This is a genomic window from Streptomyces sp. CY-1 (assembly GCF_047218265.1).
In the GTDB taxonomy this organism is placed as follows: domain Bacteria; phylum Actinomycetota; class Actinomycetes; order Streptomycetales; family Streptomycetaceae; genus Streptomyces; species Streptomyces niphimycinicus.
In genome coordinates, this window is the sequence record NZ_CP178393.1 from 4,296,964 (window position 1) to 4,322,529 (window position 25,566).

Consider the following 25,566-nt stretch of genomic DNA (forward strand, 5'->3'; position numbering starts at 1 on the left):
TGCTGCCGCGCTTCAGCCGTTACCGAACCTCTTGTCGATGAAGTCGAAGAGGTCGTCGTCACTGACCTCTTCGAACGCGTCCGCCTCGGCGTCCGCCCCGGCGTCGTCCGCGGTGCGACGCACGTCGTTCCACTTCGCGAGCAGCGTCTGGAGGCGCACCGCGATGTTCGCATGCGCGGCCTCGTCCTCCGTCACCGATGCCAGATCCTCCGGCGACAGCGAGGACAGGCTGTTCTCCAGCCGCTCCAGCTCCTCCAGTACGGACACTCCGGGGCCGTCGGCCTCCGGCGCCACTTCCTGACGCAGATGCCGCGCCAGCGCCACCGGTGTCGGGTAGTCGTAGACCAGCGTGGCCGTCAGCCGCAGCCCGGTGGCCGCGTTCAGCCGGTTCCGCAGTTCCACGGCCGTCAGCGAGTCGAAGCCCAGATCCTTGAACGCCTGCTCGGCGCCCACCTGGTCCTTCGAGGCATAGCCCAGCACGGCCGCCACCTGACGGCGGACCAGGTCCAGCGCGGTCAACTGCTGCTGGGCCTCCGACTGCCCGGCCAGCCGCTGGGCCAGCGTGCCGTCCGCGGTGTCCGCCACCGCCTCCGGGGCGGCGGGGCCGCCGGTCGCGGCGCGGCGCACGGGCGTGCGCACCAGGCCGCGGTAGAGCGGCAGCAGCTCCCCGGTGGCGGCGGCGGCGCGCAGCGTCGCCATCTCCAGCCGTACGGGCACGAGCACCGCCTCGTCGGCCACGGCGTGGGCCGCGTCGAACAGGGCGAGCCCCTCCTCGGCGGACAGCGGCAGCACCCCGCCGCGCGCCGCCCGCTGCTGGTCGGCCTCGCCGAGCCGGCCGCCCATGCCCCGCTCCTCGGCCCACATGCCCCACACCAGGGACAGTGCGGTACGGCCGGTGGCGCGGCGGTGACCGGCGAGGGCGTCCAGGAAGACGTTCGCCGCCGCGTAGCCGCCCTGGCCCGCGCCGCCCAGCGTGCCGGCCGCGGCCGAGAAGAGCACGAAGGCGGACAGGTCCAGGTCGCGGGTCAGCTCGTGGAGGTTGACCGCCGCGTCGACCTTGGGCCGCAGCGCCGTGTCCACCCGCTTGGGCGTCAGCATGTCGATGACGCCATCGTCGAGGACGCCCGCGGTGTGCACCACGGCCGTGAGCGGACGGTCGGCCGGAATCGTGGCCAGCAGCCCGGCCAGCGCCTCCCGGTCGGCAGCGTCGCATGCGGCGACGGTGGCCTGTGCGCCCAACTCGGCCAGCTCCGCCACCAGTTCGGCCATGCCGTCGGCGGCGGGGCCGCTGCGGCTGGTCAGCAGCAGATGGCGGGCGCCGTGCGCGGTGGCCAGATGGCGGGCGAACAGCCTGCCCAGACCGCCGGTGGCGCCGGTGATCAGCACCGTGCCGTCCGGGTCGATGGCCGTGCCGGTGGGCCCGGTGGCCGTGCCGGTCGGGTCGGTGGCCCGCCCCGTCGGGTCGATGGCCTTCCGCTCCGACGTCCCGGCGGCCGGGGTTGTCCCGACCCTGGCCAGGCGCGGTGCGTACGCGGCCCCGGCGCGCAGCGCCAGCTCGGGCTCGCCCGAGTCCAGCGCCGCCGCGAGCGCCGGGTAGGACACCTCGCCGTCCACGTCCAGCAGCACGAACTGGCCCGGGTTCTCCGTCTGCGCGGAGCGCAGCAGACCCCACACCGGTGCGTGCACCAGGTCCGCCACCGCCGGGTCGGCGGCCGTGGCGACCGCGCCACGCGTGACCACCACCAGCCGGGCCGAACCGGGCCGACCGCCGTTCAGCCACTCCTGGAGCAGGGCCAGGACGCGGTGGGTGGCCGTATGCGCACCGGCGGCGAGGCCGCTCTCGGCAGCACTCGGCTCCGGCGGGAACGGCACCAGCACGGTGTCCGGCGCGGCCTCGCCCGCCTCGACCGCCGCGTTCAGCGAGCCGAGGTCGTCGTGGACCGAGGCGCGGAACCCGGCCGTCTCCAGTGCCACGCTCAGCTTGAGCTCATCGCCGCCGATGACGGCGAAGCCCGCCGCCCCGGTCCGCGAAGGCGCCTGCGAGGTGGCGGCAGACGGTGCCGCCACCGGCGCCCAGTCGATACGGAACAGCGACTCATGGCGGTCGGAGGCGGTCGCACCGGCGATCCGGTCCGCCTCCAGCGCCGCGGTCTCCAGCGCGTCCACCGACGCGACGAGCGCACCCGTCTCATCGGCCGCCACCATCGACACCGCGCCGTCCTCGGTCAGCGCCAGCCGTACGCGCAGCGCCTCGGCGCCGACCGCGTACAGGCTCACCCCACGCCAGGAGCGCGCCACCGCGGCACCGCCCGCGCCCAGCGCGAGCGGCTGGAGCGCACCGTCCAGCAGGGCCGGGTGCAGGGCGAAGCGGGCGGCCTCGGGCTGCCGCTCCGCCGCGAGGCGGACCTCCGCGAACAGCTCCTCGCCACGCCGCCAGACGCGGTGCAGGCCCTGGAACGCGGGGCCGTGCAGCAGCCCGGCGCGCGCCATGCTCGCGTACAGCTCATCGGTGTCGACCGCTTCCGCGTCGGCGGGCGGCCACACGGACAGCGCCTCGGCGCCGCCGGCCGCCGGAGCCACGCCTGCCGAGGCCACGCCCGCCGTGGCAACGCCCGTCAGTGCCTGGCCCCCAGGGGCCTCGCCCGAGGCGAGCACACCGGCGGCGTGCCGGGTCCACGGCCGGTCGGCCTCGGCGCGCTCGTCCCGCGCGTACACACCCAGTGGGCGACGCCCGTCGGCGTCCGGCTCGCCGACCGACACCCGCAGCCGCACCCCGCCGCGCTCCGGCAGGATCAGCGGCTCGTCCAGGGTCAGTTCCTCCAGCAGCCCACAGCCCACATGGTCCCCGGCGCGCACCGCCAGCTCCACGAACGCGGAGCCGGGCAGCACGGCCGTGTCCGCGACCGTGTGGTCCGCCAGCCACGTGTGCGAGGCGAGCGACAGCCGCCCGGAGAACACATAGGCATCCGCGTCGGGCAGTTCCACCGCCGCGCCCAGCAGCGGGTGATCGGCCGAGCCGAGCCCCGCCGAGGCGACCTCGTCCAGGCTCAGCAGGGCGTCGACCCAGTAGCGGCTGCGCTGGAAGGCGTACGTGGGCAGCGCGACCTTCCGCGCACCCGTACCGGCGAAGAACGCCTCCCAGTCCGGGGCCGGGCCACGGACGTACAGCCGGGCCAGCGCGCCGGTCAGCGCCTCGGCCTCCGGCCTGCCCTTGCGCAGCGCGGGCAGCAGCTCGGCCGCGTCGGGCTCGGCCAGGCAGTCCTGGGCCATGGCGGTGAGGACACCGTCGGGGCCCAGCTCCACGAAGGTGGTCACACCTCGCGCTTCGAGGGTGCGGACGCCGTCGAGGAAGCGCACGGCCTCCCGGACGTGGCGCACCCAGAAGTCGGCCGTCGTGATCTCCTCGGCGGAGACCAGCTCGCCCGTCAGGTTGGACACGATGGGGATGTGCGGGGCCTCGTAGGTCAGCCCCTCCGCGACCTCGCGGAAGGCGTCCAACATGCCGTCCATGCGCGGCGAGTGGAAGGCGTGGCTGACGGTGAGCCGCTTGGTCTTACGACCCTGGGTCTCGAACGCCGCGGCGATCGCGACAGCCTCGTCCTCATCACCCGCGACCACGACCGACGTGGGCCCGTTGAGCGCGGCGATCGACACACGGTCGGTGAGCAGCGGCGCCACCTCGTCCTCGGACGCCTGGACGGCGATCATCGCGCCACCGGCAGGCAGCTCCTGCATCAGACGGCCACGAGCCGCCACCAGCTTCGCCGCGTCCGCGAGCGACAGCACACCCGCCACATGCGCGGCGGCCAGCTCGCCGATCGAATGCCCGGAAAGGAAGTCCGCCTTCAGACCCCAGGTCGCCACCAGCCGGAACAGCGCCACCTCGACCGCGAACAGCGCGGGCTGGGTGAAGCCGGTCCGGTCCAGTGCGGTGGCGTCGTCGCCGAACAGCACATCACGCAGCGGCCGTTCGAGATGCGCGTCCAGGTGGGCGCACACCTCGTCCAGCGCGTCCGCGAACACCGGGAAGGTGTCGTACAGCTCACGGCCCATACCGAGCCGCTGGCTGCCCTGTCCGGTGAAGAGGAACGCCACCTTGCCACCGGCCACCGAGCCCTCGACCAGGCCCGGCACCTCGGACTCGCCCCGCGCCAGCGCCGCGAGACCGGCCAGCAGCCCATCCCCGCCGTCCGCGGTGAGCACGGCCCGGTGGTCCAGGGCGGCGCGGGTCGTGGCCAGCGAGTAGGCCACATCGGTGGCGGCCGGTGCGGGCTCGCCGCCGAGGTGGGCCAGGAGGCGTTCGGCCTGTCCGCGTACGGCGGCCGGGGACTTGGCCGACAGCACCCACGGCACCGTCGGCAGCTCCACCGCCGGAGCCACGACCGGGCTCTCCTGCGGCTCCGGGGCCTGCTCCAGCAGAGTGTGCGCGTTGGTACCGCTGATGCCGAACGCGGAGACCGCCGCCCGGCGCGGACGGCCGGTCTCCGGCCACTCCCGCGCCTCGGTCAACAGCTCCAACTCCCCGGCGGACCAGTCGACATGCGGCGTCGGCGCGTCCACGTGCAGGGTCGGCGGCAGCACACCGTGCCGCAGCGCCAGCACCATCTTCATCACACCGGCGACACCGGCGGCGGCCTGGGTGTGCCCGATGTTGGACTTGATGGAGCCGAGCAGCAGGGGCCGCTCGGGGTCCCGCTCCTGGCCGTAGGTGGCCAGCAGTGCCTGGGCCTCGATCGGGTCGCCCAGCGTCGTACCGGTGCCGTGCGCCTCGACCGCGTCCACCTCGGACGCGGACAGACCCGCACCCGCCAGCGCCTGCCGGATCACCCGCTGCTGCGAGGGACCGTTCGGCGCCGTCAGGCCGTTGCTGGCACCGTCCTGGTTGATGGCGGAGCCGCGCACGACCGCCAGCACCTCATGGCCGTGGCGCTGGGCGTCCGACAGCCGCTCGACGAGCAGCATGCCCACGCCCTCGCCCCAGCCGGTGCCATCCGCACCCGCCGCGAACGCCTTGATCCGACCGTCCTCCGCCAGCCCACGCTGACGGCTGAAGTCCACAAACGAACCCGGCGTCGACATCACCGTCACACCACCGGCCAGCGCCAACGAGCACTCACCCGCCCGCAACGCCTGAATCGCCCAGTGCAACGCCACCAACGACGACGAGCAGGCCGTATCCACCGTCACCGCCGGGCCCTCGAGACCCAGCGCGTAGGACACCCGGCCCGACATCACACTGGCCGCGTTACCCGTCCCCATGAAGCCATCGCCGCCGTCCGGCGAGTGGAGGACGAGTGACATGTAGTCCTGGCCGTTGGTGCCCGCGAACACGCCGACCTGCTGACCGCGCAGCGTCGTCGGGTCGATCCCGGCCCGCTCGAACGCCTCCCACGAGGTCTCCAGCAGCAACCGCTGCTGCGGATCCATCGCGAGCGCCTCACGCGGCGAGATGCCGAAGAACGAGGCATCGAAGTCCCCGGCGTCCGCCAGGAATCCGCCCTCGCGGACATAGCTGGTGTTCTCGGTGGCGGAGTCCGGGTCGTACAACGCCTCCAGGTCCCAGCCGCGGTCGGCCGGGAAGCCCGTCACCGCGTCCTGCCCGGAGACCAGGAGCCGCCACAGCTCCTCGGGCGACCGCACCCCACCCGGGAAGCGGCAGCTCATCCCGACGATCGCGATCGGATCGTCGGCGACGGCCACCGTCCTGGCCGGCACACCGGCGACCGTCTCGGCCGCGCTCTCCTCGCCCAGGATCTCCGTACGGAGGTGGGCGGCGAGCGCCGAGGACGACGGGTAGTCGTACACCAGCGTGGGCGGCAGCCGCAGCCCGGTCACGGTGTTCATGCGGTTGCGCAGTTCGACGGCGGTCAGCGAGTCGAAGCCCAGATCCCGGAACGCCCGGTCCGCCTCCACCGCCTCCGCGTCCAAGTGGCCCAGCACATCGGCCACGGCCGAGCGCACCAGGTCCAGCAGCATCCGCTCGCGCTCCGCCGCCGGGACCCCCGCGAGCCGCTGGGCCAGCGAGGATTCGTCCGCGCCACCACCGGCCGTACGGGCCGTCCGCCCGCCGTCGGCCTCCAGCGCGGTACGCACCTCGGGCAGCTCCAGCAGCAGCGGGCTCGGCCGGGAGGCGGTGAAGCCGGGGGCCAGCCGCTCCCAGTCGATGTCCGCCACCGTCACCGCGGTCTCGTCCAGGTCCAGGGCGCGCTGTAGCGCGGCGATGGCCAGGTCCGTCGCCATCGGCGGCACACCGGCGCGGCGCATGCGCTGCTCCAGCGCGTCGTCCGCGGCCATCCCGCCCTCGGCCCACGGGCCCCAGGCCACCGAGGTGGCGGGCAGGCCCTCGGCCCGGCGGCGCTCGGCGAGCGCGTCCAGGAAGGCGTTCGCGGCGGCGTAGTTGGCCTGACCGGCGGCGCCGATCGAGCCCGCGAACGAGGAGAACAGGACGAAGGCCGTCAGGTCCAGGTCCCGCGTCAGCTCGTGCAGATTGGCGGCGGCGTCGGCCTTGGCACGCAGCACGGATGCGAAGCGCTCGGGGGTCAGCGACTCCAGTACGCCGTCGTCCAGCACCCCGGCCGCGTGCACCACCGCCGTCAGCGGCAGTTCGGCCGGAAGCCCCGCCACCAGCGCGGCAAGCGCCTCGCGGTCGGCGACGTCGCAGGCCGCGACGGTGACCCTGGCCCCCGAGGCGGCAAGTTCGTCCCGCAGCTCGGCCGCGCCGGGGGCGTCGAGGCCACGACGGCTGGTGAGCACCACGTGTTCGGCGCCCCTGTCGATCAGCCAGCGGGCCACATGCGCGCCCAGCGCGCCCGTACCGCCGGTCACCAGGACCGAGCCCGCGCCCGGCCGCCAGTCGCGGCCACGCCCGGTATCGGCGGACCGGGTCAGCCGGCGGCCGAAGACACCGGAGGCGCGCACCGCCACCTGGTCCTCGCCCGCGCCGGCGGCCAGCACGCCCGCCAGCCGCGACAGCGCCCGGTCGTCCACCGTCTCCGGCAGATCGACCAGACCGCCCCACCGCTCGGCCAGTTCCAGGGCCGCGACCCGGCCCAGGCCCCAGACCCGCGCCTGCCACGGGTCCACCGGACCGTCGGCGCGGCCGGTCGAGACCGCACCGCGCGTGGCGACCCACAGCGGCGCGTCCACGCCCAGATCGCCCAGCGCCTGAGCCAGGGCGGCGATGCGGACCAGCCCGTCGGCACCCTCCGCCAGGGACGGCAGCGCGAACACCCCGGCCGCCGGGGCGTCGGAGACCGCCTCGGCCAGCCGCTCGGCCATGCCCGTACGGTCGTCGACGGCCAGCTCGACCCGCTGGACCTCGGCGCCGCGTGCGGACAGCGTCCGTACGACACCCTCGACCAGCGCGCCGTCCGCCTCTTCCGTGGTGGTGACGACCAGCCAGCGGCCGGTCAGCGCCCCCTCGGCGCGGGCGGCCACCGGCTTCCAGGCCACCTGGTAGCGCCAGGCGTCCAGGGTGGACAGCTCGCCCTGGCGGCGCCGCCACGAGGACAGCATCGGCAGCACGGCGCCCAGCGAGGAGAGCGCGTCGGCGTCCTCGGACTGGAGCGTCCCGGCCAGGGCCTCCAAGTCCTCGCGCTCGACGGCCTCCCAGAACCGCGCGTCCACGGAATCCATGGCCGCGACGGTCTCGCGGACCTCCTCCGGGTTCTCCACCCAGAAGCGCTGCCGCTGGAAGGCGTAGGTCGGCAGCTCGATGGCGCGGGCTCCCGTACCGGCGAAGAACGCCGACCAGTCCAGGGCGAGCCCTCGGGTGTGCAGCGCGGCGAGGGCCGCCGTCAGCGCCACCGGCTCGGTGCGCCCCTTGCGGAGCGCCGAGACGAAGGCGGCGGCATCGCCGGTGACGCACTCCTGGGCCATGGCGGTGAGGACACCGTCGGGGCCCAACTCGACGTAGGTGGTGACGCCCTGGGCTTCCAGCGTCCGTACGCCATCGAGGAATCGGACCGCTTCGCGGACGTGGCGCACCCAGAAGTCGGCCGTCGTGATCTCCTCGGCGGAGACGACGCCACCGGTGAGGTTGGAGACGATCGGGATCCGCGGGGCCTCGTACGACAGCCCCTCCGCGACCTCGCGGAACGCGTCCAGCATCCCGTCCATGCGCGGCGAGTGGAACGCGTGGCTGACGGTGAGCCGCTTGGTCTTACGGCCCTGCGCCTCGAAACCAGCGGCAATCTCCAGAGCCTCGTTCTCATCACCCGCGATGACGACTGAGGTCGGCCCGTTGAGCGCGGCCATCGACACACGGTCGGTGAGCAGCGGTGTGACCTCGTCCTCCGAAGCCTGCACCGCAACCATCGCGCCACCGGCCGGAAGCTCCTGCATCAACCGCCCACGCGCCGCCACCAGCTTCGCCGCATCGGCAAGCGAGAGCACACCCGCCACATGCGCGGCGGCCAGCTCACCAATCGAGTGGCCGGAGAGGAAGTCGGGCCGCAGCCCCCACGCCTCCACCAGCCGGAACAGTGCCACCTCGACCGCGAACAAAGCGGGCTGAGTGAACCCCGTCCGATCCAGCGCCTCCGCGTCCTCCCCGAACAACACCGTCTTCAACGGCCGTTCCAGATGCGCGTCCAGCTCATCGCAGACCGCGTCCAGCGCCTCCGCGAACACCGGATAGGCGTCGTACAGCTCACGCCCCATCCCCAGCCGCTGGCTGCCCTGGCCGGTGAAGAGGAACGCCACCTTGCCGCCCTCGGCCACCGTCCCCTGGACCAGCCCCGCGGCCGACTCGCCGCGTGCCAGCGCCGCCAGGCCGGACAGCAGCCCGTCCCGGTCCTCGCCGACGACGACCGCGCGCCGCTCCAGCGCCGCCCGGCCCGTCGCCAGCGCGTGGCCGACGTCCGTGGTGTCCAGGTCGGGGTGGGTGCCGAGGTGGGCGAGGAGCCGTTCGGCCTGGCCGCGCAGGGCGGCCTCGGACTTGCCCGAGAGCACCCACGGCACCGTCGGCAGCTCCGCCACCGGACCGGTCGCGGGGATCTCCTCGGGGGCCGGAGGCTGCTCGATGATCGTGTGCGCGTTCGTGCCGCTCACGCCGAACGACGAGATGGCCGCCCGGCGCGGCCGGCCGAGCTCCGGCCACGGCCGGGCCTCGGTCAGCAGCTCGAGGTCGCCCGCCGACCAGTCCACATGCGGGGTGGGCTCGTCGATGTGCAGCGTCTGCGGGAGCACTCCGTGCCGCATCGCCATGATCATCTTGATGATGCCCGCGACACCCGCGGCGGCCTGGGTGTGGCCGATGTTGGACTTCAGCGAGCCGAGCCACAGCGGCTGCCCCTCCGGCCGGCTGCGGCCGTAGGTGGCGAGCAGGGCCTGGGCCTCGATCGGGTCGCCCAGCGTCGTGCCCGTGCCGTGCGCCTCCACCACATCGACATCGGCGGTGGTGAGCCGGGCGCTGGTCAGCGCGTCACGGATGACGCGCTGCTGGGACGGACCGTTGGGCGCCGTCAGACCGTTGGACGCGCCGTCCTGGTTGATGGCCGAGCCCCGCACGACCGCCAGGACGCGGTGGCCGTTGCGCCGCGCGTCCGAGAGCCGCTCCACGAGCAGCATGCCCGCGCCCTCGGCCCAGCCGGTGCCGTCGGCCGACGCCGCGAAGGACTTGCAGCGGCCGTCGGTGGACAGCCCCTGCTGGCGGCTGAAGTCGATGAACGTGTCCGGGGTGGCCATGACGGTCACACCACCGGCCAGCGCCAGCGAGCACTCGCCGTTGCGCAGCGCCTGCGCGGCCAGGTGCAGCGCCACCAGCGACGACGAGCACGCCGTGTCGATGGTGACCGCCGGGCCTTCGAGCCCGAAGGTGTACGCCACCCGGCCCGAGGCGATGGAGCCCGCGCCACCCGTGCCGAGATAGCCCTCCAGCCCCTCGGGGACGGCGGTCAGCCGGGTCAGATAGTCGTGGTACATGACGCCCGCGAAGACACCGGTCTTGCTGCCGCGTACGGCCGCCGGGTCGATGCCCGCGCGCTCGAACGCCTCCCACGACGTCTCCAGCAGCAGCCGCTGCTGCGGATCCATCGCCATGGCCTCGCGCGGGTTGATCCCGAAGAAGTCCGGGTCGAAGTCGGCGGCGTCGTGCAGGAAGCCGCCCTCGCGGGTGTAGCTGGTGCCCACCTGGTCGGGGTCGTCGCTGTAGAGCGCGTCGAGATCCCAGCCACGGTCGACGGGGAAGTCGGAGATGGCGTCGGTGGCGCCGATGACGAGCTGCCACAGCTCCTCGGGGGTGGTGACCCCGCCCGGGTAGCGGCAGCTCATCCCGACGATGGCGATCGGCTCGTCCTCGGTGACGGCCGTCACCGGGACCGGGGTGAGCACCTCCGCCGACTCCTCGCCCACCAGCTCGGTCCGCAGATGGCGGGCCAGGACCTGCGGGTCCGGATAGTCGAAGATGAGCGTCGCGGGAAGCCGCAGCCCGGTAACGGAGTTGAGCTGATTGCGCAGCTCAACGGCGGTCAGCGAATCGAAGCCCAGATCCTTGAACGCCCGCCCGGAACCGATGGTCTCCGCACCCGCGTAGCCGAGCACGGTCGCCACCTGCGCCCGGACCAGGTCCAGCAGCAGCCGCTCCTGCTCGGGCTCGGACAGCCCGGCGAGCCGCCCGGCAAGACCGTTCTCGCCGCCCGCCGCGACCGCGTCCACCGCGCGCCGCACCGGGACCCGCACCAGACCGCGCAGCAGCGGCGAGATGGCGGGCTGGTTGCGCAGCGCCGCGAGATCCAGGCGCATCGGCACCAGCGATGCCTCGTCGACCGTCAGCGCGGCGTCGAAGAGCCGCAGCCCCTCCGCCACCGGCAGCGGGGGCACTCCGGCCCGCCGCATCCGGGTGATGTCGGCCTCGTCCAGGGTGTCGCCCATGCCGCCACCGGCCCACAGGCCCCACGCCAGCGCGGTGGCGGGCAGGCCCGCCGCGTGGCGGTGGGCGGCGAGTGCGTCGAGGAAGACGTTGGCCGCGGCGTAGTTGCCCTGGCCCGGGCCGCCGAAGGCGCCTGCGGCGGAGGAGAAGAGCACGAACGCCGAGAGGTTCTGGTCGCGGGTCAGCTCATGCAGGTTCCAGGCGGCGTCCGCCTTCGGGCGCATGACGTTTTCGACGCGCTCGGGGGTGAGGGAGCCGATCACACCGTCGTCCAGCACACCGGCCGTGTGGACGACCGCCGTGAGCGGATGGTCGGCGGGGACGGTGGCGAGGGTCGCGGCGAGCGCGTCCCGGTCCGCCACATCGCACGCCGCCCAGCGGACGCTCGCGCCCAACTCGACCAGTTCGGCGGCGAGTTCGGGCGCGCCCGGGGCCTGGTCGCCACGGCGGCTGAGCAGGAGCAGATGCCGTACGCCGCGCTCTGTCACCAGGTGGCGGGCGAACAGGCCGCCGAGCGAACCGGACGCGCCGGTGATCAGCACCGTGCCGTCCGGGTTCCACTCCGGGGCCTCGCTGTCGGCCGCCGACGCGGCGCGGGCCAGGCGTGGCGTCTTGAGGACGCCTTGCCGTACCGCGATCTCGGGCTCGCCGCTTGCGAGGGCTGTGGAAAGCGCGGATTGTGCGGCCCGTGCGTCGTCGTGGCTGTCGAGGTCGATCAGGACGAAGCGGTCCGGGTTCTCGGACTGTGCCGATCGCACCAGGCCGCGGACGGCCGCCCCGGCGAGGTCCGTCACCGGTTCGGCGGCCTCGGTGGCCACGGTGCCCGAGGTCAGCAGGACCAGGCGGGAGTCCATGAAGCGGTTGTCGGCCAGCCAGGACTGGAGGAGGGTGAGGGCTTGGGTGGTGGCGTGGTGTGCGGCTTGGGTGGGGGTTTCCCCTATCCCGCCCCTTCCCGCAACCATGGGCTCCGCCCCTGGGCCCCGGTCCTCAATCGCCGGACGGGCTTGATGTGCCGCACCCGGGCCGTCATTTGCCAGGGATACCACCACGTACTCCGGCAGCGCCGTCCCGGAATCGACGGCCTCGCTCAGCGCGGCCAGGTCCGGGTAGGTGGCGAGGCCCAGGGTGTCCGTGCCCAGTGCCGCCCAGCGGCCGTCGACCGTGGCGTCCGCCCCGGTGGCGTCCACCAGCCCGGCCGTCGTCCACTCCACGCGGTACAGCGACTCGTGGTACGCCGTCCGCGCGCTCTGTAGCTGCTCGGCCGAGACCGGGCGCAGCACCAGCGAGTCCACGGCCGCGACCGGGGCGCCCGTGGCGTCCGCGATCTCCAGGCGGACGCCGTCGCCGCCCACGGCGGCCATCCGCACCCGCAGCGTGGCCGCGCCGCTCGCGTACAGCGACACCCCGGTCCAGGCGAACGGCAGCCGTCCCTCGGTCTCGGTGCCACCGAGCCCGGCCAGTCCGAGTGCGTGCAGCGCGGCGTCCAGCAGCGCCGGGTGCAGCCCGAACGCGGCGGCCTCCTCGGCCGTGCCCTCGTCCAGCACCACCTCGGCGAACACCTCGCCACCGCGCCGCCATGCCTTGCGCAGCCCCTGGAACGCGGGGCCGTACGCGAAACCGACGTCCCGCAGCTCGGCGTAACGGTCGCCGACCGCCACCTCGGCGGCGTCCGCCGGAGGCCATGCGGCCAGCTCGAACGACGCCTCCGGCGCATCGCCGGACGCCAGGACACCGGACGCATGCCGGGTCCACGGCTCCTCGGCCGACAGGTGTTCGGCACGGGAGTGCAGCTCCAGCGGGCGGCGGCCGGTGTCATCGGCAGCGCCGACCCACAGCCGCAGTTGGACGCCCCCGTCCTCGGCCAGGACCAGCGGCGCTTCGAGGGTCAGTTCCTCCAGCGTCCCGCAGCCGACCTGGTCACCGGCCCGGACCGCCAGCTCCACGAACGCGGTGCCCGGCAGCAGCACGGTGTCCATGATCGTGTGATCGGCGAGCCACGGGTGCGTGGACAGCGCCAGCCGCCCGGTGAACAACATTCCGTCCGCACTGGGCAGTTCGGCGCTGGCACCGAGCAGCGGATGCTCGGCCTCGCCCAGCCCGACCGCGGCCACATCGCCCAGGAACAGCGACGAGACCTTCGGCCAGTAGCGCTGCCGCTGGAAGGCGTACGTGGGCAGCTCGGCCAGCTCGTCCGGCGCCAGTCGGGTGGCGCCGGTCCCGGCGTAGAAGGCCGCCCAGTCCACCGCCACACCGCGCACATGCGCCCGGGTGACGGCCGTGGTCAGCGCCTCGACCTCGGGACGGTCCTTGCGCAGTACGGAAACGAACGCGGTGTCCGACTCGGCGTCGGTCACACACTCCTGCGCCATCGCGGTCAGAACCCCGTCGGGGCCCAGCTCGATGAACGTGGTGACGTTCCGTGCTTCGAGAGTGCGGATGCCATCCAGGAAGCGCACGGCCTCGCGGACGTGGCGCACCCAGAAGTCAGCGGTCGTGATCTCCTCGGCGGACACCACGCCACCGGTCAGATTCGACACGATCGGGATGCGCGGAGCCTCGTACGACAGCCCCTCCGCAACCTCACGGAACGCCTCCAACATGCCGTCCATCCGCGGCGAGTGGAACGCGTGGCTGACCGTGAGCCGCTTGGTCTTGCGACCCTGCGCCTCGAACGACGACGCGATTTCCAGGGCCGCGTCCTCGTCACCCGCGATGACGACCGACGTCGGGCCATTGAGCGCGGCAATCGACGCCCGCTCGGTCAGCAGCGGCGTGACCTCGTCCTCCGAAGCCTGCACGGCGATCATCGCGCCACCGGCAGGCAGCGCCTGCATCAACCGCCCACGCGCCGCCACCAACTTCGCCGCATCCGCCAGCGACAACACACCCGCCACATGCGCCGCGGCCAGCTCACCAATCGAGTGACCGGAGAGGAAGTCCGCCTTCAGACCCCACGCCTCCACCAGCCGGAACAACGCCACCTCGACCGCGAACAACGCGGGCTGGGTGAACCCCGTCCGATCCAGCGCCTCCGCGTCCTCCCCGAACAGCACCGTCTTCAACGGCCGCTCAAGATGCGCGTCCAGCTCATCGCAGACCGCGTCCAGCGCCTCCGCGAACACCGGGTACGCGTAGTACAGCTCACGGCCCATGCCGAGCCGCTGGCTGCCCTGCCCCGTGAAGAGGAACGCCACCCGGCCACCGGCCACCGAACCCTGAACGAGTCCGGCCGCCGTACGTCCCTCGGCGAGCGCCGCCAGGCCGGACAGCAGCCCGTCCCGGTCCTCGGCGATCAGCGCCGCGCGCTCCTCGAAGGCCGAGCGGCCCACGGCGAGCGCATAGCCGAGGTCTGCCGTCCGCGGCTCGGTCCGCTCGGTCAGGTGGCCGTGCAGTTGCCGCGCCTGCTCGCGCAGCCCGTCCGCCGTCCGGGCCGAGAGCAGCACCGGCAGGGCCGTTCCGCCCTCGTCGGTGTCCTCAGCGGCCTCGACAACGTCGGCCGCGGGGGCCTCTTCCACGACGGCGTGGGCGTTGGTGCCGCTGAAGCCGAAGGAGGAGATGCCCGCGCGGCGCGGATGGCCGGTCTCCGGCCATGCCACCTGCTCGGTCAGCAGGCTGATGTCGCCCGCCGACCAGTCGACATGCGGGGTGGGCTCGTCCACGTGCAGGGTGCGCGGGAGCACCCCGTGCCGCATGGCGAGGACCATCTTCATCACACCGGCGACACCGGCCGCGGCCTGCGTGTGGCCGATGTTGGACTTGATGGAGCCGAGCAGCAGCGGCTGCCCCTCCGCCCGGTCCTGGCCGTATGTGGCGAGCAGCGCCTGTGCCTCGATCGGGTCGCCCAGCCGGGTGCCCGTGCCGTGGGCCTCGACCGCGTCCACCTCGGACGCGGACAGACCCGCACCCGCCAGCGCCTGGCGGATGACGCGCTGCTGCGACGGCCCGTTGGGCGCCGTCAGACCATTGGACGCACCGTCCTGGTTGACCGCCGTGCCGCGTACGAGCGCGAGCACCGGGTGGCCGTTCTTCCGCGCGTCCGACAGCCGCTCCACGAGCAGCATGCCGACGCCCTCACCCCAGCCGGTGCCATCCGCACCCGCCGCGAACGCCTTGATCCGGCCGTCCTCCGCCAGCCCGCGCTGACGGCTGAAGTCCACGAACACACCGGGCGTCGACATCACGGTCACACCGCCCGCGAGCGCGATCGAGCACTCGCCGCCGCGCAGCGCCTGGATCGCCGAGTGGAGGGCGACCAGCGAGGAGGAGCAGGCGGTGTCGATGGTGACCGCGGGACCTTCGAGACCGAAGGTGTAGGCGAGCCGGCCCGAGATCACGCTGGCCGCGTTGCCCGTGCCCATATGGCCTTCGAGGCCCTGCGAGTCGCCCAGCAGCAGGGAGAGATAGTCCTGGCCGTTGGTGCCGACGAAGACACCGGCGGTGGAGCCGCGCAGGGAAGCGGGGTCGATCCCGGCCCGCTCGAACGCCTCCCACGAGGTCTCCAGCAGCAGCCGCTGCTGCGGGTCCATGGCCAGGGCCTCGCGCGGCGAGATGCCGAAGAACGCCGGGTCGAAGTCGGCCGCGTCGCTCAGGAAGCCGCCCTCGCGGGCGTACGAGGTGCCCTCGACGTCCGGGTCCGGGTTGTAGAGCGTCCGGAGGTCCCAGCCGCGGTCGGCGGGCATGTCCACGATGGCGTCCGTGCCGGACACCAGCAGTTGCCACAGCTCCTCGGGGGTGCGGACACCGCCCGGGAAGCGGCAGCTCATCGCGACGATCGCGATCGGATCGTCGTCGGCCGCCGCGCCCGCCACCGGCGACGCGCCGCCCGTGACCGCCGCCACCTGGCCGCCGAGCAGTTCGGCGAAGAGGTGGTCGGCGAGGGCGAGCGGCGTCGGGTAGTCGTAGATGAGGGTGGTGGGGAGCCGCAGATCGGTGGCGGCGCCCAGGCCATTGCGCAGTTCGACGGCGGTGAGGGAGTCGAAGCCGATCTCGCGGAAGGCCCGTTCGGCGCTGATGTCGGACACATCGGCGTGGCCGAGGACCTCCGCCACATGGGTCCGTACGAGATCCAGCAGGGCCCGGTGGCGCTCCGCCTCGGGCAGGCCGAGGAGCCGCCGCGCGAGCGCGGAGGCCGTCTCGGCGGGCGCGGCCTCGCCGATCGCGGTGGCGGCGGGGCGCGTGGCGGCCTGGCGCACCTCGGGCAGGTCGGCCAGCAGGGGGCTGGGGCGGCCCGCGGTGAAGCCCGGAGCGAACCGGTCCCAGTCGACATCCGCCACGGTCACGGCCGCGTCGCCCAGGTCGAGGGCGCGTTGCAGGGCGTCGATCGCGAGGTCGGCGTCCATCGGCGGCATCCCGGCGCGGCGCATGCGCTGCTCCAGCGCCTCGTCGGCGGCCATGCCGCCCGCGGCCCACGGGCCCCAGGCGATCGAGGTGGCGGGCAGCCCCGCGGCGCGCCGCCGCTGGGCGAGCGCGTCCAGGAAGGCGTTCGCGGCGGCGTAGTTGGCCTGGCCCGCGGCGCCCACGGTGCCACTGGTCGAGGAGAACAGCACAAACGCGGACAGGTCGAGATCGCGTGTCAGCTCGTCCAGGGCGAGCGCGGCGTCGGCCTTCGCACGCAGGACGGAGGCGAAGCGCTCGGGGGTCAGCGACTCCAGAATGCCGTCGTCCAGCACTCCGGCCGCATGCACCACGGCCGTCAGCGGCAGCTCGGCGGGGAGGTCGGCCAGCAGCCCGGCCAGCGCCTCCCGGTCGGCCACATCGCAGGCGGCGACGGTGATCCGGGCGCCGGATGCGGCGAGTTCATCGCGCAGCCCGGCCGCGCCCGGGGCGTCGAGGCCCCGGCGGCTGGTGAGCACCACATGCTCGGCGCCCTTGTCGATCAGCCAACGGGCCACTTGGCCGCCCAGCGCGCCCGTACCGCCCGTCACCAGCACCGTGCCGCGGGCGCTCCAGCCCTCGGCCTCCGCCACCTGCCGTGCGGTCGCCCGCGCCAGCCGGCGGCCGAACACCCCGGAGGCGCGGACCGCGATCTGGTCCTCGTCCCCGGCCCCGGCGAGCACCACCGCGAGCCGCGACAGCACCCGGTCGGTCATGGTCTCGGGGAGGTCGATGAGACCGCCCCAGCGGTCGGGCAGCTCCAGGGCCGCCACCCGGCCAAGTCCCCACACCTGGGCACGGGCCGGGTCCACCAGCTCGCCCTGACGCCCGGTCGAAACCGCGCCACGGGTGGCACACCACAGCGGCGCGTCGATCGCGGCGTCGCCCATGGCCTGCACGAGGGCGGCCGTGGGCAGCAGGGCGTCGGCGTCCCCGGTGGCCAGCAGCGAGAGCACACCGGACACGGCGCCGCCGTCGGCCGCCGTACGCAGCCGCTCGGCGATGCCCGCGCGGTCCTCGGCGGCGGCCAGGTCGAGCCGCCGCACCTCGGCGCCCCGCTCGGTCAGCGTACGGACGACACCGTCCGTCCACGCGTCGGCGGCCGTGTCCTCGGCGGAGGCGGCGACGAGCCACACCCCGGACAGCCGGGCCGCGGAGCCCAGCGACAGCGGCTTCCACGCCACCTGGTAGCGCCAGCCGTCGACACCGGCGGCGGCCAAGCTCGCCACCGGCTCCTCGGGCCAGTAGCGGCGGTGCTGGAAGGCATACGTCGGCAGGTCGACGCGGCGGGCGCCGGTCCCGGCGAAGTACGCGGCCCAGTCCTGCACCACGCCACGGACGTGGGCCCGGGCGATGGCCGTGGTCAGCGCCTCGGCCTCGGGACGGTCCTTGCGCAGCGCGGCGACGAACGCGGCGTTGCCACCCGTGACGCACTCCTGCGCCATCGCGGTCAGGACACCGTCGGGGCCCAGCTCGACGAAGGTGGTGACGCCTTGGGCTTCCAACGCCCGTACGCCGTCGAGGAAGCGCACGGCCTCGCGGACGTGGCGCACCCAGAAGTCGGGGGTGGCGATCTCCTCGGCGGAGACGACGTTCCCGGTCAGGTTGGAGACGATCGGGATGCGCGGAGCCTCGTACGACAGCCCCTCCGCAACCTCGCGGAACGCGTCCAGCATGCCGTCCATGCGCGGCGAGTGGAACGCGTGGCTGACGGTGAGCCGCTTGGTCTTACGACCCTGCGCCTCGAACGACGCCGCGATCGCGACAGCCTCGTCCTCATCACCCGCGATGACGACCGACGTCGGGCCGTTCAGCGCGGCGATCGACACCCGCTCGGTCAGCAGCGCCGTGACCTCGTCCTCCGACGCCTGCACCGCGATCATCGCGCCACCGGCCGGAAGCTCCTGCATCAACCGCCCACGAGCCGCCACCAACCGCGCCGCATCCGCCAGCGACAACACACCCGCCACATGCGCCGCGGCCAACTCACCAATCGAATGCCCCGACAGGAAGTCCGGCTTCAGCCCCCACGCCTCAACGAGACGGAACAACGCCACCTCAACCACGAACAAAGCGGGCTGAGTGAACCCCGTCTGGTCAAGCGCCGCGGCATCCTCCCCGAACAGCACCTCCTTCAAAGGCCGCTCAAGATGCCGGTCCAGCTCACCACACACCGCATCAAACGCATCCGCGAACACCGGATAGGCGTCATACAACTCACGCCCCATCCCCAGCCGCTGACTCCCCTGCCCCGTGAACAGGAACGCCAGCTCACCCTCGGCAACCGTCCCCTCGACCAGCCCCGGCGCGGACTCACCCCGCGCCAGCGCCTCCAGCCCGGACAGCAGCCCGTCCCTGCCGTCCGCGACCAGCACCGCGCGGTGGTCGAGCGCGGCGCGGCCGGTGACCAGGGTGTGGGCTACGTCGGCCGGTGCGAGGTCGGAGTGTGCGGTCAGATGGGCGTAGAGCCGCTCGGCCTGGGCCCGCAGGGCGTCGGTGCCCTTGGCGGAGAGCGCGTACGGCAGCACATCGGAGCCGCCCCGCTCGGGCTCTTCCTCCACCGGTTCGGCCGTGCCGGCCGGGGCCTGCTCGATGATGGTGTGGGCGTTGGTGCCGCTGATGCCGAACGAGGACACGGCGGCGCGGCGTGCGCGGCCGGTCTCGGGCCACTCCCGCGCCCGCGTGAGCAGCGCGATGTCACCGGCCGTCCAGTCGACGTGCGGCGACGGCTCGTCCACGTGCAGCGTCTGCGGCAGCACACCGTGCCGCATCGCCATCACCATCTTGATGATTCCGGCGACACCGGCCGCCGCCTGGGAGTGGCCGATGTTGGACTTGATGGAGCCGAGCCACAACGGCCGGTCCTCATCCCGCTCCTGGCCGTAGGTGGCGAGCAGCGCCTGCGCCTCGATCGGGTCGCCCAGCGTCGTACCGGTGCCGTGCGCCTCGACGACGTCCACATCGCCGCTGGTAAGCCCGGCGCTGGTCAGCGCCTTGCGGATGACGCGCTGCTGGGACGGGCCGTTCGGCGCCGTCAGGCCATTGCTCGCACCGTCCTGGTTGACGGCCGAGCCGCGCACGACGGCCAGCACCTGGTGGCCGTGGCGGCGCGCGTCCGACAGCCGCTCCACGAGCAGCATGCCGACGCCCTCGCCCCAGCCGGTGCCATCCGCACCGGCCGCGAACGCCTTGCAGCGGCCGTCGGCGGCCAGGCCGCCCTGGCGGCCGAACTCGGTGAAGTGGCCGGGCGTCGTCATCACGGTGACACCGCCCGCGAGCGCCATCGTGCACTCGCCCTGGCGCAGCGCCTGGATCGCCCAGTGCAGCGCCACCAGCGAGGACGAACAGGCCGTGTCGACGGTGACCGCCGGGCCCTCGAGACCGAGGGCGTAGGCGATACGGCCGGACATGACGCTGCCCGCGTTGCCCGTCATCACATGGCCCGCGACCTCCGCGCCGGCCTGCTCCAGGCCCGCGTCATAGCCGCTGTAGGCCGCGCCCACGAACACGCCGACGGAGCGGCCGCGGAGCGAGTCCGGGTCGATCCCGGCGCGCTCGAACACCTCCCAGGAGGTCTCCAGCAGCAGCCGCTGCTGCGGGTCCATGGCGAGGGCCTCGCGCGGCGAGATGCCGAAGAACGAGGCGTCGAAGAGGTCCGCGTCGTGCAGGAAGCCACCGGCGCGGGCGTAGTCGGACGGGGCCGCGTCGGCCTCGTCGCCGTCCGCCGCCCACTGGCTCTCCCAGTTGCGGTTGACGGGGAAGCCGGTGATGGCGTCCGAGCCGGTGGCCACGAGCTGCCACAGGTCCTCGGGCGAGCGGACGTCGCCGGGGTAGCGGCAGCCCATCGCGACGATGGCGATCGGGTCGTCGGCGAGGGAGGCGGCGGTGGCGGGGAGCGCCGGGTCCGCCTGCTCGGCCTCGGCCCCGGCCCCGTCGACGTCCAGGCCGATTAGTTCGGCGCGCAGATGGTCGGCGAGAACGGTGGGGTTCGGGTGGTCGAAGACGATGGTGGAGGGCAGCTTGAGCCCGGTGGCGGCGGAGAGCCGGTTGCGCAGTTCGACGGCGGTGAGCGAGTCGAAGCCCAGCTCCTTGAAGGCGCGGCGGGCCTCGATGGCGTCGGCGGAGGCGTGGCCGAGGGCCGTGGCCACATGGCCGCGGACGAGGTCCAGCAGCGTCCGGCGGCGCTCGTTCGGGGAGAGCGCGCGCAGCCGCTGGGCCAGGGACGAACCGGCGGCGAGCGCGCCCGCGGCGGTGCGCCGGCCGGTCGTGCGGATCAGCCCGCGCAGCAGCGCCGGGACCGGGCCGGATCCGGCGGCGGAGCGCAGCGCCGCGAGGTCGAGCCGGGCCGGGATCAGCAGGGTCCGGCCGGTGCGGCGGGCGGCGTCGAAGAGCGCCATGCCCTCGTCGTCGGTGAGGGCGCCCATGCCGCTGCGGGCCAGCCGCAGCAGATCGGTCTCGGTCAGATCGCCGGTGATACCGCCGGACTGGGCCCACAGGCCCCACACCAGCGCGGTGGCGGGCAGACCGGTCGCGTGGCGGTGGGCGGCGAGCGCGTCGAGGAAGACGTTGGCCGCGGCGTAGTTGGCCTGGCCCGCGCCGCCCAGCGTGCCCGCGATGGCGGAGAACAGCACGAACGCGGACAGGTCGAGGTCGCGCGTCAGCTCGTGCAGGTTCCAGGCCGCGTCCACCTTCGGACGCAGCACCCGCTCCAACTGCTCGGGCGTCAGGGCGGCGGCCGTGCCGTCGTCCAGGACACCGGCGGTGTGCACGACGGCCGTCAGTGGATGCTCGGCCGGAATGGCGGCGAGGGTCGCGGCGAGCGCGTCGCGGTCCGCGGCGTCGCAGGCGGCGAGGGTGACCTCGGCGCCGCGCTCGCGGAGTTCGGCGGCCAGCTCGGTGGCACCGTCGGCGTCCGCGCCACGGCGGCTGGTCAGCAGGAGGTGGCGTACGCCGTGCTCGGCGACCAGGTGGCGGGCGAGCAGTCGGCCCAGGGCGCCGGTGCCGCCGGTGATGAGCACGGTGCCGTCGGCGTCGAACGCGGGGGTGGCGTCGGAGTCATTGCCCGGGGCCGGGGCCGTGGCGCGGGCCAGCCGGGGCGCGAGGGCCCGGCCCGCGCGCAGGGCGAGCTCAGGCTCACCGGTGGCCAGGGCGTCGGAGAGCGCGTCGGCGAAGGTGTCGGCGACCTCGGCGGCGCCGGCGGACCCGGCCGCCTCGGCCGTCCCGGCGGCCTCGGCGGCCCCGTCTACGTCCACGAGGACGAAGCGGCCGGGGTTCTCGGTCTCGGCGGAGCGCACCAGACCCCACAGGGGCGCGTGCACCAGATCGGTGACGCCCTTCTCGGCGCCTGTGGCCATCGCGCCCCGGGTGACGACCACCAGGCGCGCGTCGGCGAACCGCTCATCGGCCAGCCAGCCCTGCACCAGGGCCAGCGCGCGCCGCGCCTCCCGGTGCGCGGCCTCGGCCACGTCCTGGTCGTCGTCCGGGCCGCCGGGCGCCGGTGCGAAGGACGCGAGGACCAGCTCCGGGGCGGCGGTGTCGCCCGCCTCGACGGACGCGCCCAGCGCGGCCAGATCGGGGGCGGAGGCGGCGGCCACTCCGGCCGGGACGAGACCGAACGGGTCCTCGCCCAGGACGATACGGCGAGTGGCGGCATCCGGACCGGCGGAGGTGGTCTGCGGAGCCACCCAGTCGAGCCGGAACAGGCTCTGCCGCGCCACGTCCGCGTCACCGGTGAGGTCGTCGGGGAGCGGACGGCAGCGCAGTCCGTCAACGGCGGCGACCGGCTCGCCCGTGGCATCGGCGAGCGCCAGGGTCACGGTGTCGGCTCCGGCGGGCGCGATCCGTACGCGCAGCGCGGACGCGCCCTCCGCGTACAGCCGGACGCCCTGCCAGACATCGGTCAGTTGGGCACCCTCACGGCCGTGGAGAGCGTGCAGGGCGGCGTCCAGCAGCGCCGGGTGTACGGCGAACTCTCCGGCGCCGGGCTTGATGTCGTCGTCCAGCCGGACCTCGGCGAAGAGTTCGTCCCCGCGCCGCCAGGCGGCCGTGAGCCCCTGGAACCCCGGGCCGTGCCGCAGCCCGGCCTCGGCCAGCCGGGCGTAGAGCGCCTCGGGCTCGATGGCCTCGGCGGCGGTCGGCGGCCACTGGGCCAGGTCGAACGACGGGGCGGGGGCGCCGGAGGCGAGCGCACCGCTCGCGTTCCGCACCCACGCCGTATCGGCGGCGGCGTCCTCCGGCCGGGAGGAGACGGTGAACGAGCGGCGCCCGGCGTCGTCCGAGGCACCGACCGTGACCTGCAAACGGACGCCACCGCGTGCGGGCAGCACCAGCGGGGCGTGCAGGGTCAGCTCGTCGAGCAGGTCGCAACCGACCCGGTCACCGGCCCGGACGGCAAGCTCGACAAACGCCGAGCCCGGCACCACCACCGCGTCCCGGACCGTGTGATCGGCCAGCCAGGGGTGGGTGTCGAGGCCGAGCCGTCCCGTGAAGACGAGTCCATCGGACTCCGCCAGCGGCACCGCAGCACCCAGCAGCGGGTGTCCGGCCAACTCCAGCCCCACGGAGGCCACATCACCCACGGAGGCCGCACCCGGCTCCAGCCAGAACCGCTCATGCTGGAAGGCGTACGTCGGCAGATCGACCCGAACCGCGCCGGTCCCGGCGAAGTACGCGGCCCAGTCCGGCGCCACGCCACGGACCTGGGCCCGGGCGATGGCCGTGGTCAGCGCCTCGGCCTCGGGGCGGTCCTTGCGCAGCGCGGAGATGAACGCGGCGTCCTCGCCGGTCGCGCAGTCCTGGGCCATGGCGGTGAGGACGCCGTCCGGGCCCAGCTCGATGAACGTGGAGACGTTCTGCGCCTCAAGCGCCCGTATGCCATCGAGGAAGCGGACGGCCTCGCGGACGTGGCGCACCCAGAAGTCGGCGGTGGTGATCTCCTCGGCGGCCACCACGCCACCGGTGAGGTTGGAGACGATCGGGATGCGCGGGGCCTCGTACGACAGCCCCTGCGCGACCTCGCGGAACGCGTCCAGCATCCCGTCCATGCGCGGCGAGTGGAACGCGTGGCTGACCGTGAGGCGCTTGGTCTTCCGACCCTGCGCCTCGAAGCCCGCCGCAATCGCGACAGCGGCATCCTCGTCACCCGCGATGACCACCGACGTCGGACCGTTGAGCGCGGCGATCGACACCCGCTCGGTGAGCAGCGGTGTGACCTCGTCCTCCGAAGCCTGCACCGCGATCATCGCGCCACCGGCAGGCAGCTCCTGCATCAACCGCCCACGCGCCGCCACCAACTTCGCCGCATCCGCCAGCGACAACACACCCGCCACATGCGCCGCGGCCAACTCACCAATCGAATGCCCCGACAGGAAGTCCGGCTTCAGCCCCCACGCCTCAACGAGACGGAACAACGCCACCTCAACCACGAACAAAGCGGGCTGCGTGAACCCCGTCCGATCCAGCGCCTCCGCGTCATCCCCGAACAGCACATCCCGCAGCGGCCGCTCCAGATGCGCGTCCAGCTCCGCGCACACCGCGTCCAGCGCCTCGGCGAACACCGGATACGCCTGGTAGAGCTCACGCCCCATCCCCAGCCGCTGGCTCCCCTGCCCCGTGAACAGGAACGCCACCTTGCCACCGGCCACCGAGCCTTCAACCACACCCGGCGCGCCACGGCCCTCGACCAGCGCGCCCAGACCGGCCAGCAGCCCATCCCGGTCCTCGGCCACCACCACCGCACGGTGTTCAAAGGCGGACCGCCCGGTCGCCAGCGAGAACCCGACATCCACCGGACGCAGCTCGCCATGCGCCTCCACATGCGAGACCAGCCGCTCGGCCTGGTCCCGCAGCGCGCCCGCGCCCCGTCCCGACAGCACCCACGGCACCACAGCCGGAGCCGTCGCAGGAGCCGAAGCGGTCTCCGCCGCTTCGGCCTCCGGCGCCTGTTCGATGATGGTGTGGACGTTGGTCCCGCTCACGCCGAAGGACGACACGCCCGCCCGGCGCGGCCGGCCGGTCTCGGGCCACGGCCGCGCCTCGGTCAGCAGGGACACCTCTCCCGTCGACCAGTCGACATGCGGGGTGGGCTCGTCCACGTGCAGCGTCTGCGGCAGCACCCCGTGCCGCATCGCCATGACCATCTTGATGACGCCGCCGATACCGGCGACGTTCTGGGTGTGGCCGATGTTCGACTTCAGCGAGCCGAGCCACAGCGGGCGCCCGTCGGGCCGCTCCTTGCCGTAGGTGGAGAGGAGGGCCTGTGCCTCGATGGGGTCGCCCAGCGTGGTGCCCGTGCCATGGGCCTCCACAGCGTCCACGTCGGCAGCGGTCAGCCGGGCGTTCTCCAGGGCCTGCCGGATGACGCGCCGCTGCGAGGGGCCGTTGGGCGCGGTCAGGCCGTTGGAGGCGCCGTCCTGGTTCACGGCGCTGCCGCGCACCACCGCGAGCACCGGGTGGCCGTTGCGCCGCGCGTCCGACAGGCGCTCGACCAGCAGCACCGCGACACCCTCGGACCAGCCGGTGCCGTCCGCCGAGGCCGCGAAGGACTTGCAGCGGCCGTCGGCGGAGAGGCCGCGCTGACGGCTGAACTCCACGAACACATCCGGGGAGGACAGCACGGTCGCGCCCGCCGCCAGCGCCAGCGAGCACTCGCTCTGCCGCAGCGCCTGGACCGCCAGGTGCAGCGCGACCGAGGAGGAGGAGCAGGCGGTGTCGATGGTGGCCGCCGGACCCTCCAGGCCGAAGGCGTAGGAGAGCCGGCCGGACGCCACGCTGGAGGCGGTGCCGGTGAGCAGATGGCCCTCGACACCCTCCGGGAGGTCGTACTCCCCCGCCCCGTACGCCTGCGTGGACGCGCCGACGAACACGCCGGTGCGCGAGCCCCGCATCGTGTCCGGGTCGATCCCGGCCCGCTCGAACGCCTCCCAGGAGGTCTCCAGCAGCAGCCGCTGCTGGGGGTCCATGGCGAGCGCCTCACGCGGCGAGATGCCGAAGAAGCCCGGGTCGAACCGGCTCGCGTCGTACAGGAAGCCGCCCCCGCGGGCGTAGAAGGTGCCCTCGCGCTCCGGGTCCGGGTCGTACAGCGCCTCGATGTCCCAGCCGCGGTCGGTGGGGAAGCCGGAGATGGCGTCCTGGCCGTCCACGACGAGCCGCCACAGCTCCTCGGGGCTGCCGACGCCGCCGGGGAACCGGCAGCTCATGCCGACGATCGCGATCGGTTCCCGGGACGCGTCGGTGAGCTGCTGGTTCTGCTTCCGCAGCCGCTCGGTTTCCTTCAGCGAGGCCCGCAGCGCGTCAACGAGCTTTTCGTTGGGGGTTGTCATCGT

1 protein-coding gene is annotated in these 25,566 nt (G+C 73.9%); it reads right to left on the reverse strand.

Annotation, left to right across the window (positions count from 1 at the left end; genetic code table 11):
- Positions 1-12: 12 nt before the first annotated feature.
- Entirely contained in the window at positions 13-25,563 is a 25,551-nt protein-coding gene (locus ACK1X7_RS18340; protein ID WP_413115358.1) for a type I polyketide synthase, read from the reverse strand.
- Between the last annotated feature and the right edge of the window lie 3 nt (positions 25,564-25,566).

Bases quoted from the DNA above. Each gene is read 5' to 3' on its own strand.
- ACK1X7_RS18340 (WP_413115358.1), bottom strand. From the start codon at position 25,563: ATGACAACCCCCAACGAAAAGCTCGTTGACGCGCTGCGGGCCTCGCTG.